Origin of the sequence: Shinella granuli (assembly GCF_004341885.1) — a bacterium.
GTDB classification, from domain to species: domain Bacteria; phylum Pseudomonadota; class Alphaproteobacteria; order Rhizobiales; family Rhizobiaceae; genus Shinella; species Shinella granuli.
The window spans coordinates 90,841-105,288 of sequence record NZ_SLVX01000008.1 but is presented as its reverse complement, the minus strand read 5'-3'; the positions used below and the strand labels follow the sequence as shown (position 1 = coordinate 105,288).

Annotated in this window: 11 protein-coding genes; 1 reads left to right on the top strand and 10 read right to left on the bottom strand. The window is 66.3% G+C overall.

Translation table 11 applies throughout. The features are described 5' to 3' along the window. Window positions 1-3: 3 nt before the first annotated feature. The 4 genes from EV665_RS14930 to EV665_RS14915 form a co-directional block, all read right to left on the bottom strand. Window positions 4-192 carry a hypothetical protein gene (locus EV665_RS14930; RefSeq protein ID WP_064333510.1) on the bottom strand — a complete coding sequence of 63 codons (189 nt, stop codon included), beginning with the start codon at window positions 190-192 and terminating at the stop codon, window positions 4-6. Continuing rightward, on the bottom strand, window positions 189-1,127 hold the full coding sequence (locus tag EV665_RS14925) for a carbohydrate ABC transporter permease (protein WP_133034669.1): 939 nt from the start codon (window positions 1,125-1,127) through the stop codon (window positions 189-191). The genes EV665_RS14930 and EV665_RS14925 overlap by 4 nt, the downstream gene beginning before the upstream one ends. After that, window positions 1,124-2,071: a carbohydrate ABC transporter permease gene (locus tag EV665_RS14920; RefSeq protein WP_064333512.1), complete on the bottom strand. Its 948-nt coding sequence runs from the start codon at window positions 2,069-2,071 to the stop codon at window positions 1,124-1,126. The genes EV665_RS14925 and EV665_RS14920 overlap by 4 nt, the downstream gene beginning before the upstream one ends. Window positions 2,072-2,341: 270 nt before the next feature. Next, complete coding sequence (locus EV665_RS14915; protein WP_133034668.1) at window positions 2,342-3,676, bottom strand: ABC transporter substrate-binding protein; 1,335 nt, start codon at window positions 3,674-3,676, stop codon at window positions 2,342-2,344. Between the two features lie 287 nt (window positions 3,677-3,963). Between EV665_RS14915 and EV665_RS14910 the strand changes: the two genes are divergently transcribed. Beyond that, window positions 3,964-5,010 (top strand): LacI family DNA-binding transcriptional regulator, encoded by a 1,047-nt coding sequence (locus EV665_RS14910; protein ID WP_064333514.1) that lies wholly within the window; start codon window positions 3,964-3,966, stop codon window positions 5,008-5,010. Between the two features lie 69 nt (window positions 5,011-5,079). On the opposite strand, the gene EV665_RS14905 is transcribed toward EV665_RS14910, so the two are convergent. The 6 genes from EV665_RS14905 to EV665_RS14880 form a co-directional block, all read right to left on the bottom strand. Then, entirely contained in the window at window positions 5,080-7,731 is a 2,652-nt protein-coding gene (locus EV665_RS14905; RefSeq protein ID WP_133034667.1) for a nitrate reductase, read from the bottom strand. A gap of 175 nt (window positions 7,732-7,906) precedes the next feature. Then, window positions 7,907-8,236, bottom strand: coding sequence for a nitrite reductase small subunit NirD (gene nirD, locus EV665_RS14900; protein WP_064333515.1), 330 nt, complete (start codon window positions 8,234-8,236; stop codon window positions 7,907-7,909). Between the two features lie 11 nt (window positions 8,237-8,247). Beyond that, window positions 8,248-10,698 (bottom strand): nitrite reductase large subunit NirB, encoded by a 2,451-nt coding sequence (gene nirB / locus EV665_RS14895; protein WP_133034666.1) that lies wholly within the window; start codon window positions 10,696-10,698, stop codon window positions 8,248-8,250. Between the two features lie 15 nt (window positions 10,699-10,713). Then, window positions 10,714-11,940: an MFS transporter gene (locus EV665_RS14890; RefSeq protein ID WP_133034665.1), complete on the bottom strand. Its 1,227-nt coding sequence runs from the start codon at window positions 11,938-11,940 to the stop codon at window positions 10,714-10,716. Window positions 11,941-12,253: 313 nt separating this feature from the next. Next, complete coding sequence (locus tag EV665_RS14885) at window positions 12,254-13,465, bottom strand: CmpA/NrtA family ABC transporter substrate-binding protein (RefSeq protein ID WP_133034664.1); 1,212 nt, start codon at window positions 13,463-13,465, stop codon at window positions 12,254-12,256. Further along, a complete protein-coding gene (locus EV665_RS14880; RefSeq protein WP_133034663.1) occupies window positions 13,462-14,076 on the bottom strand; it encodes an ANTAR domain-containing response regulator in 615 nt (204 codons plus the stop codon). The genes EV665_RS14885 and EV665_RS14880 overlap by 4 nt, the downstream gene beginning before the upstream one ends. Window positions 14,077-14,448: the final 372 nt, after the last annotated feature.

Here is a 14,448-nt window from a genome sequence, read left to right as displayed (position 1 = left end):
GGCCTACTCCGGGAAATGGCTGACGATGATGAACATCACCGTGCCGAGGAGAGTGACGACGAAGGACCAGGAGTAGAGCGCGAGCGCGAAGGGCTGCATGAGCATGACGACGCCCGCCGCGATCAGCACCGAGGCCAGCATTTCCCAGGCGCTGCGCCGGAAATGCAGGAGGCCGTTGAAAAATCGAGTCATTTGCGGACTGCTCCGAAGGTGATGCCGCGCAGGAGATGCTTGCGCAGAAGGATGGTGAAGACCATGACCGGCACGAGGAAGAGCGTCGCGCCGGCGGCGACGGCGGGCCAGTCCTGGCCGCTGACGCCGATGATGGTGGGAATGAAGGGCGGGGCCGTCTGGGCGTTGCCGGATGTCAACAGGACGGCGAAGGCATATTCGTTCCAGGCGAAGATCAGGCAGAAGATGGCGGTGGAGGCGATGCCCGTCGCCGCCTGCGGCAGCACGACCTTGTAGAAGGCCTGGAAGCGCGTGTAGCCGTCGATCAGCGCCGCCTCCTCGTATTCGACGGGGATCTCGTCGATGAAGCCCTTGAGCAGCCATACGGAGAGCGACAGGTTCACTGCGGTATAAAGCAGGATCATGCCGGCATGGGTGTCGCTGAGGCCGAGCGAGCGGAACATCAGGAAGATCGGGATGGCGACGGCAATCGGCGGCATCATGCGCGTGGAGAGGATGAAGAACAGGAGATCGTCCTTCAGCGGCACCTTGAAGCGCGAGAAGGCATAGGCCGCCACTGTCCCGAGCACGATGCACAGCACCGTCGAGCCGAAGCCGATGATCACCGAATTGGTGAAGCGTTCGGCAAAGCGCGAGGGGCCGGAAATGACGAGCCCGTCCTTGCGCACGAGCTTGTCGTACCAGGTGGTCGGCTCGCCGACCGCCTGCAACTGGTCGGGCGAAAGGCGGGTGCGCGTGGTGAAGACGTTGACGTACCCTTCCACCGTCGGTGTGAAGAAGGTCTTCGGCGGATAGGCGATGGCGTCGGACGGGGACTTGAAGCTGGTGGCGATGATCCAGACGAGCGGCAGGATGGTGATCAGGGCATAGCCGATGACCAGGATGCCCGCGACCCATTTCTGCCGGCGCGACGGCTCGGTGACGGAATAGCTCATCGTTGTTTCACCTTGTTGAGCGCCTTGACGTAGATCGAGGCGAGGCCGAAGACCGTGACGAAGAGGATGACGGCATAGGCCGAGGCATAGCCGGTGCGCCACTTTTCGAAGGCCTCGCGCTTGAGGTTGATCGAGGTCAGCTCGGTGATCGAGCCGGGGCCGCCGCCGGTGAGCTGCACGACGAGGTCGAACATCTTGAAGTTCTCGATGCCGCGGAACAGCACGGCGAGCATCAGGAAGGGCAGGACGAGCGGGATGGTGATCGTCCAGAACTGCCGCCACTTGCTGGCGCGGTCGCATTCGGCGGCCTCATAGATGCTTGGCGGAATGGAACGCAGGCCCGCAAGGCAGATCAGCATGACGAAGGGCGTCCACATCCAGGTATCGACGATGATGATCGCCCAGGGCGCGAGCTTGACGTCGCCGATCATCGAGAAGCTGGACGGGTCCGCGCCGGTCAGGAAGCCGACCGCATAGTTGAAGAGGCCGATCTGCGGCTGGTAGAGGAAGGTCCAGAAATTGCCGACCACCGCCGGGCTCAGCATCATCGGCAGCACGATGATCGTCGTCCACAGATCGTTGCCGCGGAACTTCTTGTTGATGAGATAGGCGAGCGAGAAGCCGATGAGGACCTGCAGCACGATGGTCCAGATCAGGAAATGTGCCGTCGCCTGCATGGTCAGCCAGATGTCGCGGTCGGACAGGATGCTGGCATAGTTCCTGAGGCCGACGAAATCGACCTCGGCATTGGGCCGGTTGACGCGGAAATTGGTGAAGCTCAGCCGGATCGTCCAGATCAGCGGGAAGATGTTGACCGCCAGCAAGAGCACGATCGACGGGGCGACGAAGAGCCAGGCGAGCGCGCGGTCGGACAGGCCGTGCATGCGTCTGGCGATGACGTGCGGCGTCGCCTCGGCGACCCGGTCCACGGTGGATTTCAGCATGGGTGTTCCCCTACATATTTGACTGAGCGGCGGCAGAGCCGGGACAGATCCCCGGCTCCGGCCGCGCCGTGACCCGCTGGGAGGCGGCGGGCGCAGGGCGGAGTATGAAGGCGATCGGCCTTGATCGAAAGACCCCTTCCCAACCCCTTCCCACAAGGGGAGGGGCTAGCCTGCCGGACCCTCACCATGAAAAATCACGGGAAGAGCGTGCGGCCTGCTTTCTCCCCCTTGTGGGGGAGATGCCGGTAGGCAGAGGGGGGTTACGGACCGTCAATACTTGCCTTCGTCCTCGAAGACCTCCGTCCAGTCCTTGACGAGGCCGTCGAGCGCGTCCTTTGCGGAACCCTGGCCGGCGACGACATAGTCGTGGAAGCGCTTCTGCGCCGCCTGCAGCAGCGAGGCATAGGCCGGCTCCGCCCAGAAATCCTGGACGATCGCCATGGAGTCGAGGAAGGTCTGCGCATAGGGCTGGCTGGTCGCGAAATTCGGGTCCTCGACGACCTTCAGCAGTGCCGAATAGCCGCCCATCTCCCACCATTTCTGCTGGATCTCCGGCTGCGCGAACCACTTGATATAGGCGAGCGCATCCTCCTGCTTTTCCGAGGAGGAGACGACCGAAATGCCCTGGCCGCCGAGCTGGGCGTAGGCCGCGCCGTCAGGACCCGCTGGGTTGGGGAAATAGCCGGATTTCTCGCCGCCGACATTGGCGTCGGCATGGATGCCCGGCCAGGTGAAGGCGAAGTTCATGTGCAGCGCGACCTGGCCCGACTTGTAGGCGTCGATGTCCTCGGACATGTAGGCGTCGGAATGGCCGGGCGGCGTGCAGCAGTCGTAGAGCTCCTTGTAGAACTCCAGCCCCTTCACCGCCTCGGCGGAGTTGACGTAACCCTCCAGCTCATAGGGCTTGTCCGGGTTCTCGTACTTGAAGCCGAAGCTGTAGAGCACGTCCATGACGCCCATGGTGATGCCCTCGGAGCCGCGCTCCGTGTAGATCGCCGCGCCATAGACGGTCTTGCCGTCGATCTCGCGCTTCTGGAAGAACTGCACGATGTCCTTCAGTTCGCCGAAGGTCTTCGGCACGGCCAGCTCGCGGCCGTATTTCTCCTTGAACTCCGCCTGCAGTTCCGGACGGGCGAACCAGTCCTTGCGGTAGCTCCAGCCGACGACGTCGCCGAAGGCCGGCAGCGCCCAGTAGTTCGGCGAGTTCTTCGGCCATTCGGCGTAACCGACGACGGTCGCCGGAATGAAGTCGCTCATCTTGATCCCTTCCTTGTCGAAGAAATCGTTGAGCTTGACATACTGGCCGTTCTCCGCCGCGCCGCCGATCCACTGGCTGTCGCCGATCATGAGATCGCAGAGCTTGCCGCCGGAATTCAGCTCGTTGAGCATGCGGTCGGCGAAATTCGGCCACGGCACGAATTCGAATTTCATGCTGACGCCGCTCTTGGCCTCGAAATCCTTGCTGAGCTCGACCAGCGCGTTGGCCGGGTCCCAGGCGGCCCAGCAGAGCGTCAGGTCCCTGGCGCTCGCCCCACCGGGGATGGCGACGCCGGCGGCCAGAAGCGCGCCGGAAGCGGCCAGTGTTCTGAAATGGCGAATGGTCATGGCTGGGTTCTCCTCCCCCTCCTCCCGACCTCCATCGGAAGGTTGAAAACGCCCGTCGCGGGCACATGGCGCGGAATGAGGCAGGGCGCACCCGTCCTGCGGGTCGCTCTCCTCCGCGCCGCCTCCGTGGCAGGCGACATTCCTCCTGCCGGCCACGCATCGACTCATATTGAGGTGCGCACCTCAATGCAAGCAATTTTTGAGGTGCGCACTTCAATTCTTGCTTTTCGCCTGCTTTTGTTAGAGGAATCGGTTCAGGATCACGCCGATGTGAAAGAGAGTGGAGTATGCGGCCCACCGCGAAAGACCTGGCAGAAGCCGCGGGCGTCAGCCTCGCGACGGTCGACCGCGTCCTTAACGAGCGGCCGAATGTCAGCTCCAGGGCCGCACGGAAGGTGGCCGAAGCCATCGAGCGCATCGGCTTCGTGCGCAACCCCGCGGCCGTGGCGCTGGCCCGCAACAAGACCTACCGCTTCCGCTTCGTGCTGCCGACCTCGGGCGACCAGTATCTTGCCGAACTCATCGCCCGCGTCGGCGAGGCGAAGGAGGCGCTGCGGGCCGATTCCACCGAGGTGGAGGTCGCGCAGATTGCGATGAGCGACCCGCACCACGTCGCCAAATACCTCACCGCCATCGACCACGACGCGGTGGACGGCGTCGCCGTCATGGCGCCGGAATCGCCGCAGGTGCGCGACGCGCTGGTGCGGCTCGTCGAACGGGACGTCAAGGTCGTGCAGTTCCTTTCCGGCCAGGAGCGGCTGGAGAGTGCCGATTATGTCGGCATCGACAACTTTGCCGCCGGCGCGACGGCGGGAAAGATCGCCGGCCGCTTCATCGGCGCGCGGCCGGGCAAGATCATGGTCGTCGCCGAGACCATGATGGCGCTCGACAGCATCCAGCGCCGCCTCGGCTTCGACAGCATCATCAACGCCCAGTTTCCGCATCTCCAGAGCCTGCCGTCGCTGGAGACCTATGCGGACGAAAAGCGCGCCGACCTCGTCATCCAGCGCACATTGCAGCACCATCCGGATACGCTCGCCGTCTATGTCCTGAGCGCGGAGGCGCGCGTGCCGCTGACGGCCGTCTGGAATGCGCAGGGCGACCGCGACCTCACCGTCATCGCGCACGAGCATACGCCCTTCAGCGCGCAGGCGCTGAGGGACGAGCGCATCGACGCCGTGATCGCCCAGGACCCCGGCCATGCCGTGCGCAGCGCGCTGCGCATCATGCGCGCCCGCGCCGACCACCGCGAACTGCTCGCCTCGCAGGAGCGCATCCGCATCGAGGTGCTGCTGAAGGAAAACCTCCCCGCCCCGAAGGCCGCCGGCCTCTGACGCATCGTTCCCTACCGGCCGCCGGCCGGAACGTTGCCGTGAACGTCGGCAGAACCTGCCCGGACGGGGTTATTCCGCCGCCGTGGCGAGGCATCCCTCGATGATGCCGCGGATCTCGCCGCGGCAGGAACCACAATTGGTGCCGGCATTCAGCGCCGCGCCGATCGCCTCGACGCCATGGCATCCCCCGCGCACCGCCGCGACGATCTGGTTGATGCCGACGCCGAAGCAGGCGCAGACGGTCGCGCCGGGATCCGGCTTGTCCGCTCCCGGCCGGCCGGCGACGAGGGAAAAGCGCCTGCGCAGATCCGGATGTTCGGCGGCGAGCTCGGCGATCGCCCAGTTGCGCGCCACCGCCACCGGCTCCTTCGCGAGGAAGAAGGCCGCCAGCAGGCGCGGTCCGTCGAAGAAGGCAAGCCGGATCTCGCCGGTCTGCCGGTCGGCATAGCCGAGCGGCTCGATGTCTTCCGGCAGGGCGAAGGTGCGGCGGCACCAGCCGGCCCAATCGTCCGCCGCCGTGTCGAAGGCGAGCTCCATGCGCCAGCCACCCTCTGCCCTGGCGATCGCCCAGTAGGCGGCGTCGAGGGCTTCGGGTTTTGCCTGCGACACGGCGAAGGCATAGTGTGCGGCCTTGAAGGGGCGGGCGGCGACGGCGACGTTCTTGGAGGCCGGCTGGCCGGACACCCGGTCCGTCAGCGGCGGCACGAGGGCGTCGATGCGGGCCTTCGCCGCATACTGGTCGTTCCAGTGCATCGGCGCGAAGAGGCTGCCGCGCGCCTGGCGGTCGGTGACGAGGGCACGCACCACCGCCCTGCCCAGCGGGCTTTCGATTTCGACGAGTCCTGCCGGCGCGACGCCGATTTCCAGCGCGTCGCGCGGGTGGAGTTCCGCGAAGGGTTCGGCGATGTGGGCGGAGAGGCGGGCGCTCTTGCCGGTGCGCGTCATGGTGTGCCACTGGTCGCGGATACGGCCGGTGTTGAGCGTGAAGGGATAGGCGGCGTTCGTGCGGTCCGCGTCGGCAGGCGTGACGGCGACGAAGCGGGCCTTGCCATCGGCGTGATAGAAGCCGCCTTCGGCGAAGAAGCGGGTTTCCGCCTCGGCCCGGCCCGCCGGTTGCGGCCACTGGAAGGGGCCGAGCGCATCATAGGCGGCCGATCCGATGCCGGCATGGGCGCCGATATCGAAGTCGCGGCCGCCGTGGTTCTCGAAGGCGGAAAGCGCGGCATGCTCGGCAAAGATCTCCGCCGGCCGTTCGTAGGCGAAGGCCCTTGCGAAACCCATGCGCCGCCCGACCTCGGCAAGCTGCCACCAGTCCGCCCGCGCCGCGCCGGGCGCGGGAAGGAAATCGCGCTGGCGGGAGATGCGGCGTTCGGAATTGGTGACCGTGCCGTTCTTCTCGCCCCAGCCGAGCGAGGGCAGCAGCACATGGGCATGGCGGGCCGTGTCCGTCTCCTTCAGGATGTCGGACACGACGACGAAGGGACAGGCCCTGATCGCCGCCTCGACGGCGCCGGCGTCCGGCATCGAGACGACGGGGTTCGTCGCCATGATCCAGAGTGCCTTGATGCGCCCCTCGGCGACGGCCTGGAACAGGTCGACCGCCTTCAGCCCCGGTCTTCCGGCGATCGTCGGGGTCTGCCAGAAGCGCCGCACCCGGTCGCGATCCTCCGCGCTTTCGAGCGCCATATGGGCGGCGAGCATGTTGGCGAGGCCGCCGACCTCGCGCCCGCCCATGGCGTTGGGCTGGCCGGTCAGCGAGAACGGCCCCATGCCCGGCCGGCCGATGCGGCCGGTGGCGAGGTGGCAGTTGAGGATGGCGTTGACCTTGTCCGTGCCGGAGGAGGACTGGTTGACGCCCTGGCTGTAGCAGGTCACGACCTTTTCGCTCTGCGTGAAGAGCCGGTAGAATTCGCGCAACTGCATGGCCGGCAGGCCGGTCCGCTCCAGCGCCTCCGGAAAGGAAACCGCCGCCGCGAAGGCTTCCGCAAAGCCCGTCGTGTGCGCCGCGACGAAATTCTGATCCACCGCATCGCTTCGGACGAGGTGCGAGAAGAGGCCGGCAAAGAGCGCCACGTCCGTATCCGGCCGGATGGCGAGATGGAGGTCGGCGATATCCGCCGTCATGGTGCGGCGCGGGTCGATCACCACCACCTTCAGGCCCGGCCGCCGCGCCTTGGCCGCGGCCAGCCGCTGGTAGAGCACCGGATGGCACCAGGCGAGGTTCGAGCCGGCAAGGACGACGAGGTCGGCAAGCTCCAGGTCCTCGTAGCTGCCCGGCACCGTATCAGAGCCGAAGGCGCGCCGGTGGCCGGCGACGGAGGAGGACATGCACAGCCGCGAATTGGTGTCGATGTTTGCCGCGCCGACAAAACCCTTCATCAGCTTGTTGGCGACGTAATAATCCTCGGTCAAGAGCTGGCCGGAGACGTAGAAGGCGACGGAATCCGGGCCGTGTTCGGCGATGGCGGCGGAGAACTTCTCCGCGACGAGGGTCAGCGCCTCGTCCCATGTGGATTGCCGGCCGGCGATCTCGGGGTGGAGGATGCGGCCGTCGAGATCGATCGTCTCGGCAAGCGCCGAGCCCTTCGAGCAGAGCCGGCCGTAATTCGAGGGATGGTCCGGATCGCCCCTGACGGTGACCGCGCCGTCGTCGCCGACCGTGGCGATGACCCCGCAGCCGACGCCGCAATAGGGGCAGGTCGTCTTCGTCTCAACGGGCATGGGCGGCTCCTGTTCGGAGCGCCGCACGCCCCTCATCCCCCTGCCGGGACCTTCTCCCCGCAAGCGGGGAGAAGGAGGATATGGCAATGCCGGTGCTCCAGCACCCTTCTCCCCGTCGGGACGGGGAGAAGGTGGCGGCAGCCGGATGAGGGGCGAGGCTTGCTCCTGTCATTGCCTACTCCGCCGCCGCCATCAGGCTTTCGAGCGCGATGGAGAGCAGCCCGTCCTCGTTGCGCAGGGGAATGGTGCGTACCGCCCCCTCGTCCGCCCCGAGCGCCTTGCCGGTCTCCAGCGAGATCACCCAGTTGTGCAGCGGGCAGGTGACGGCCTTGGCATGCACGATGCCCTGCGAGAGCGGTCCGCCCTTGTGCGGGCAATGGTCCTCGATGGCGAAGACCTCGTTTTCCGCCGTCCGGAAGACGGCGATTTTCCCCTCCGGCGTCTTGACGCAGCGCGCGCCGCGCAGGGGGATGTCGGCGATGTTGCCGATGGGAAACCAGGTCATGTCCGTGCTCCTCATTCCGCGGCCTCGCCGTAGCCGATGGTCGCCATCGGCCTGAATTCGTGCTTGTCCTTGCCGGAGACCCGCTCCGACCACGGATCGACCTGCGCGAATGTCTGGGAGAAGACGAAGCGGTCGTAGAAGGCCTTGCGCTTGTCCGCATCGCCCATGATCTGGCGGCGGATCTCGTCGAGGCCGATGCGCTTGGCCCATTTGTAGATGCGCTCCAGGTAGCGCGCCTGCTCGCGGTACATCTGCGTCAGCGCCACGATATGCTCCAGCGCCTCGTCCTCGGTCTTCACGAGGCCGAGCACCTCCGTGCCCTTGATGTCGAGGCCCGCCGCGCCCGCGAAATGGATCTCGAAGCCCGAATCGACGCAGACGACACCGATATCCTTGCAGGTCGCCTCCGCGCAGTTTCGCGGACAGCCGGAGACGGCCATCTTCAATTTGGCCGGCGTCCAGGAGCCCCACATGAACTTTTCGATACGGATGCCGAGCCCGGTGGAATCCTGCGTGCCGAAGCGGCACCAGTCGGAGCCGACGCAGGTCTTCACCGTGCGCAGGCCTTTCGCATAGGCCTGTCCCGAGATGAAGCCGGCCTTGCCGAGATCGGCCCAGACGGCGGGCAGGTCCTCCTTCTCGATGCCGAGCAGGTCGATGCGCTGGCCGCCCGTCACCTTCACCAGGGGTATCTCGAACTTGTCGACCACATCGGCGATGGCGCGCAGTTCGTGCGCATTGGTGACGCCGCCCCACATGCGCGGCACGACGGAATAGGTGCCGTCCTTCTGGATGTTGGCATGCACGCGCTCGTTGATGAAGCGGGACTGGTAGTCGTCGGCATATTCGTCGGGCCAGTCGCAGACGAGGTAATAGTTGAGCGCCGGGCGGCACTTGGCGCAGCCGCAGGAGGTCTTCCATTCCAGTTCCTGCATGACGGCGGGAATGGTCTTCAACCCCTTCGCCTTGATCAGGCGGCGCACGTCGTCATGGCCGAGATCGGTGCAGCCGCACATGGGCTGAACGGCGGCGGGGTTGTAGCTGTCGCCGAGCGTCAGCGTCATCAATTGCTCGACGAGGCCGGTGCAGGAGCCGCAGGAGGCGGACGCCTTGGTGTGGGCGCGCACGTCGTCGAGCGAGGCCAGGCCCTTTTGCGTGATCGTCGAGACGATCCTGCCCTTGCAGACGCCGTTGCAGCCGCAGATCTCCGCATCATCCGGCAAGGCTGCAACGGCCGCCATAGGGTCCAGCGGTGCGCCCCCCTGATAGGCCTGGCCGAAGATCAGCGTCTCGCGCATCTCGGAAATGTCGGTCTGCTTCTTCTTCAGGTCGTTGAACCAGGCGCCATCGGCGGTCTCGCCGTAAAGCACCGTGCCGATGATGCGGTTGTCCTTCAGCACCAGCCGCTTGTAGACGCCGGCAGAGGCATCGCGCAGCACGATCTCCTCGCGGTCGTCGCCGTCGGCGAAATCGCCGAGCGAAAAGAGCTCGATACCGGTGACCTTCAGCTTGGTCGGCGTATCGGAATGGACGAAGGCGGCCGAGCGGTCGCCGGCCAGATGGGCGGCGGCGACCCGCGCCATCTCGTAGAGCGGGGCGACGAGGCCGTAGACCATGCCGCCCACTTCCGCGCATTCGCCGAGCGCCAGGATGCTGCCGTCCGAGGTCTGCATGCCGTGATCGACGACGATGCCGCGGTTGACGGCAAGGCCCGCCTCCCTGGCGAGGCTCACGCTCGGCCGGATGCCGACGGCCATGACGACGAGCGTGGCGGGAATGACGCGGCCGTCGTCCAGCTCGATGCCCTCGACCTTGCCGTTGCCGACGATGGCCCGGGTGCTCGCCTTGCAGAGGATCTTGATGCCGCGTCCTTCCAGCTCCCTTTGCAGGAGATAGCCGGCGGCAGGGTCGAGCTGGCGGTCCATCAGCGTCGGCATGACGTGCAGCACCGTGACGTCCATGCCGCGGCCGGCAAGGCCGGCGGCGGCTTCGAGGCCGAGCAGGCCGCCGCCGATGACGACGGCCTTCTCGCGCGACTGGGCGGCGAGCAGCATGGCCTGCACGTCGTCGAGGTCGCGATAGGTGATGACGCCGCGCATGTCGTTGCCCGGCACGGGCAGGATGAAGGGCACGGAGCCGGTGGCGATGACGAGCTTGTCGTAGCGTTCCGTGACGCCGTGATCGGAGGTGACGGTCTTCGCATCGCGGTCGACGGCGACGATGCGGTGGCCCTTGTAGAGCGTGATGCCGTGCTTGATGTACCAGCCGTCGCCGTGGATGATGATCTCCTCATACGCCTTCTCGCCGGAGAGGACGGGCGAGAGCATGATGCGGTCGTAGTTCACCCGCGGCTCGGCGTTGAAGATGGTGACCTCGTACCGGCCCGGGGCCTTTTCGAGGAGGTGCTCCAGCATGCGCCCGGGGGCCATGCCGTTGCCGACGATGACGAGTTTCTCGGTCATGGGATTTCCTAACACTTACGCGGCGACGGCGGAGACGGAGGGGCGCTCCATCTGGCGGATGGAAAGATGCATCCAGAGGAGCGAGACGGCGACGACGGCGAAGAGCAGCAGGAAACAGCTCGACCACAGGCCGGTCGCATCCTTCAGGAGGCCGAAGGCGATGGGCAGCACGAAACCGCCGAGCCCGCCGACCATGCCGACGATCCCGCCGACCGGGCCGACACTGTCGGGGTAATAGGCCGGGATATGCTTGTAGACCGCCGCCTTGCCGAGGCTCATGACGAAGCCGAGCACGAAGACGGTGACGATGAAGACGGCGGGCGTGACGCCCGACGGCAGCGACAGGATGAGCGTCGCGACCGCGGAAATGCCGAACATCCAGTACATGACGGCACGCGCGCCCTTGCGGTCCGAAAGCATGCCCCCGAGCGCGCGAAAGATGCTGCCGGGGATGGAATAGGCGGCGGCGACCATGCCGGCGGTGGCGATGTCGAAGCCGTAGACGCCGACGAGGTAGCGCGGCAGCCAGAGCGCCAGCGCCACGAAGCCGCCGAAGGCGAAGAAGTAATAGAGCGAGAAGCGCCAGACCTGCGCCTTCCTCAGCGGCGCGAATTCCTGCATGAGGCTGCGCTTCGGCGCCTTGCCGTCGCGGCGATTGCGGAAGGCCGGGTCGTCGCTGGTGGTGAACCAGAAGAGGCAGGCGGTGAGGATCAGCGCCGCCGCCCAGATTTCCGCCACCATCTGCCAGCCGGCGGCGACGAGCACGAAGGGCGCGAGGAATTTCGTCAGCGCCGCGCCGACATTGCCGGCGCCAAAGATGCCGAGCACCGTGCCCTGCTTTTCCGGCGGGAAGAAGGGCGAGACATAGGCGACGCCGACCGCGAAGGACCCGCCGGCAAGGCCGACGCCGAGCCCGGCGAGCAGCATCTGCGGGAAGGTCGCGGCGTGCGAGAGCATGAGCGTCGAAAGCGCCGCCGCCAGCATGGTCAGCGTATAGACGAGGCGGCCGCCGTAACGCGGCGTCCAGACACCGAGCAGGATGCGCACCAGCGAGCCGGTGAGGATGGGCGTGCCGACGAGGAGGCCGAACTGGGCTTCGGTGAGCCCCAGGTCTTCCTTGATGCGGATGCCGATGATGGCGAAAATCGTCCAGATGGCGAAACAGATGGTGAAGGCGAAGGTGGACATCCAGAGCGCGACGGCGGGTTCGCGCGGGGACAGGGGCTGCTTGATCTCGGACATGGCGTCTCCGTGGCCCGACAAGGTCGTGCCGCTCCATCTTGGGGGGTGAAAAACAAAAAGCCGCTGGCCAGGTTCTTTTCGCGCGACACGAGGGAGGTCATGTGCGCGAAAAACCCGATCAGCGGCTTTGCTGGTGGCGCCCGTCATTGGACGCCGATATCGTGGCCCGAAGGCCTACGGAAAGAAAAGCAATCGGCGTGCCAGTTCGGCAAGCGATTGATTTAATTCATTTCCTGGAAGGCCGCATGCCGGCATGCGCATAGGCCATCGGCAAAGGGGCGCCAAATTTTGTGCAGTGCGCATAAAATAGGCGCTAGCGCGATTGCGCTGCGATATAGCCGTCGACGTCGTCGGGATCGAAGCGCCCGCCGTCGAAGAAGCCGTCTGGGCCGAGCGTCAGCGCGCCGGAGGAGCCGACGGGCGTTTCCGCGGTCAGCGCGCCCTCCACCTTGGCGCTCGCCGAGGGCATGGCGATGCCGAGCGCCTTCAGCGCCGCGCGATAGACATCCGGGCGATAGGTCTTAGCGGCGACCTGGCGGTTCGCCTCGGTATGCGCCACCTGCCGCCAGCGGACCATCTGGGTGTAGAACCACAACGCATGGCTCTTCCAGGGGAAGGTGGCCGCCTTGGCCTGCGGCACGAAGAAATCGCCGACCGTGCGCACCGCGCCGCCGCCGACCGGCAGGACGCCGGTGAGGGCCGGCAGCAGGAGGTCCGGTTCGCGCCCGACATAGGCGGGCAGCGCCAGCAGCGAAGCGAGTTCCGCGTGGTTGCGCGAATCGCCGCACCAGAGCGAGGCGTGGTGCAGCGCGACCAGCAGGGCGGCCAGCGCCTCCGGGTTCGCCTCGCCCCAGCCCGCATCGACGCCGAGCACCTTTTCCGGGCTCGATTTCCAGATCGCGGCCTTGACGGTGGCAAGATGCGCGCCGCGTTTGAGGACGCCGAAGGTGTTCCAGGGCTCGCCCGCGCAATAGCCGTCGATAAGCCCTTCGGCGAGCGCATCGCCCATGTCCGGCGGCGGCAGGACGAGGATGTCGATCTCGCGGTCCGGATCGATGCCGCTCGCCGCCAGCCAGTAGCGCAGCTCGTAATTGTGCCCGGAATAGGGATGCACGACGCCGAAGCGCAGCGGCTCGCCCACACGCCTGTCGATGACCCGGCGGAGTGCCGCGCCGTTTTCGCGCGCGTCGAGGTCGGCGGTCGCGCCGGCTTCCGCCATCGCCCGCCAGAGCGCGGCGGAGACCGTGACGGCATTGCCGCCGAGGCCGAGCGCCATGGGCACGATCATCTTCGGGGCCGGGGCGGAGAGGCCGAGATTGCAGGCGATGGGCATGGGGCCGAGAATATGGGCGACGTCGAACTGGCGGACGGCAAGGCGATCGCGGATGCTCGCCCAGGAGCGCTCGCGCACCAGCGTGAGGTCGATCGACTGCGCCGCGGCAAAGCCCTTCTCCTTCGCGGCGACGAGGAGGGCGCTGTCGAGCAGCGGCACGAAGCCCGCGGTGATGGCGTGGCGCATCGTCATGTCTTCACTCCCGGATCGGGCGCTCCCGGATCGAGCAGGCTCGCCGCCGTGACGAGGCTTTGGGCGATCTCGGCGATCTTGCGGTTCTGGTTCATCGCCGTGCGGCGCAAGAGCGCATAGGCCGCCTCCTCGGACAGCCCGCGCGAGCGCATCAGGAGGCCCTTGGCACGGTCGATCACCTTGCGGTTCTCCAGCTCGCTGCGCGTCTCCTCCAGCTCGCGGCTGAGGCGGGAGAAGGCGTTGAAGCGGCTGATCGCCATTTTCAGGATCGGCCGCACGCGCTCCTGCTTCAGCCCGTCGACAATATAGGCCGAGACGCCCGCCTCCACCGCCGCCTCGATGGAGGCCTCGTCGGACTTGTCGACGAACATGGCGATGGGGCGCTGGATGGCGCGGGTCAGTTGGAAGATGCTCTCCAGCATGTCGCGGTTGGGGTTTTCCAGATCGATGACGATGACGTCGGGATTGAGCTCGGCGATGCGGCGGGCAAGGCCCTGCATCTCCTCGACCACGGTCACGGCATAGCCGGCATCGCGCAGCCCCTCCTCGATGATGGCGGCGCGAATGCGGTTCTCGTCGATGACCAGTACGTTCAGTGCGCCCGGCTGCATGTCCCACCGTGTCGGCGTGAGTGTTTCCGGCAGATGCCTCCGAATGGCCGGGAAAATCAAGCCGCGAAGGGACCAAAAAAAATGGGCCAGCGGAAACCGCGGCCCATGAAGTGTGAAGGTCAAAAACCTCCAGAGGGGAACAGCTGATGCGGCGGCACTGGGAGGAAAACCGCCGTGTGCATCAACTGAGGGCACTATGCGATTTTTTTGACCAGATGGGAAACATTTATTGTGCAATGCAGCTATGCAAATGCCGCGTTGCTTCTGCCTGAGACGCGGCGTGCCCGATTTTTGCGCAGGCTTGTCGGATGGCGACGGCAGCACGTCGCCCGTCTGGCGCGCACCACTACCCCCGATGCCACCAGGGCGCAC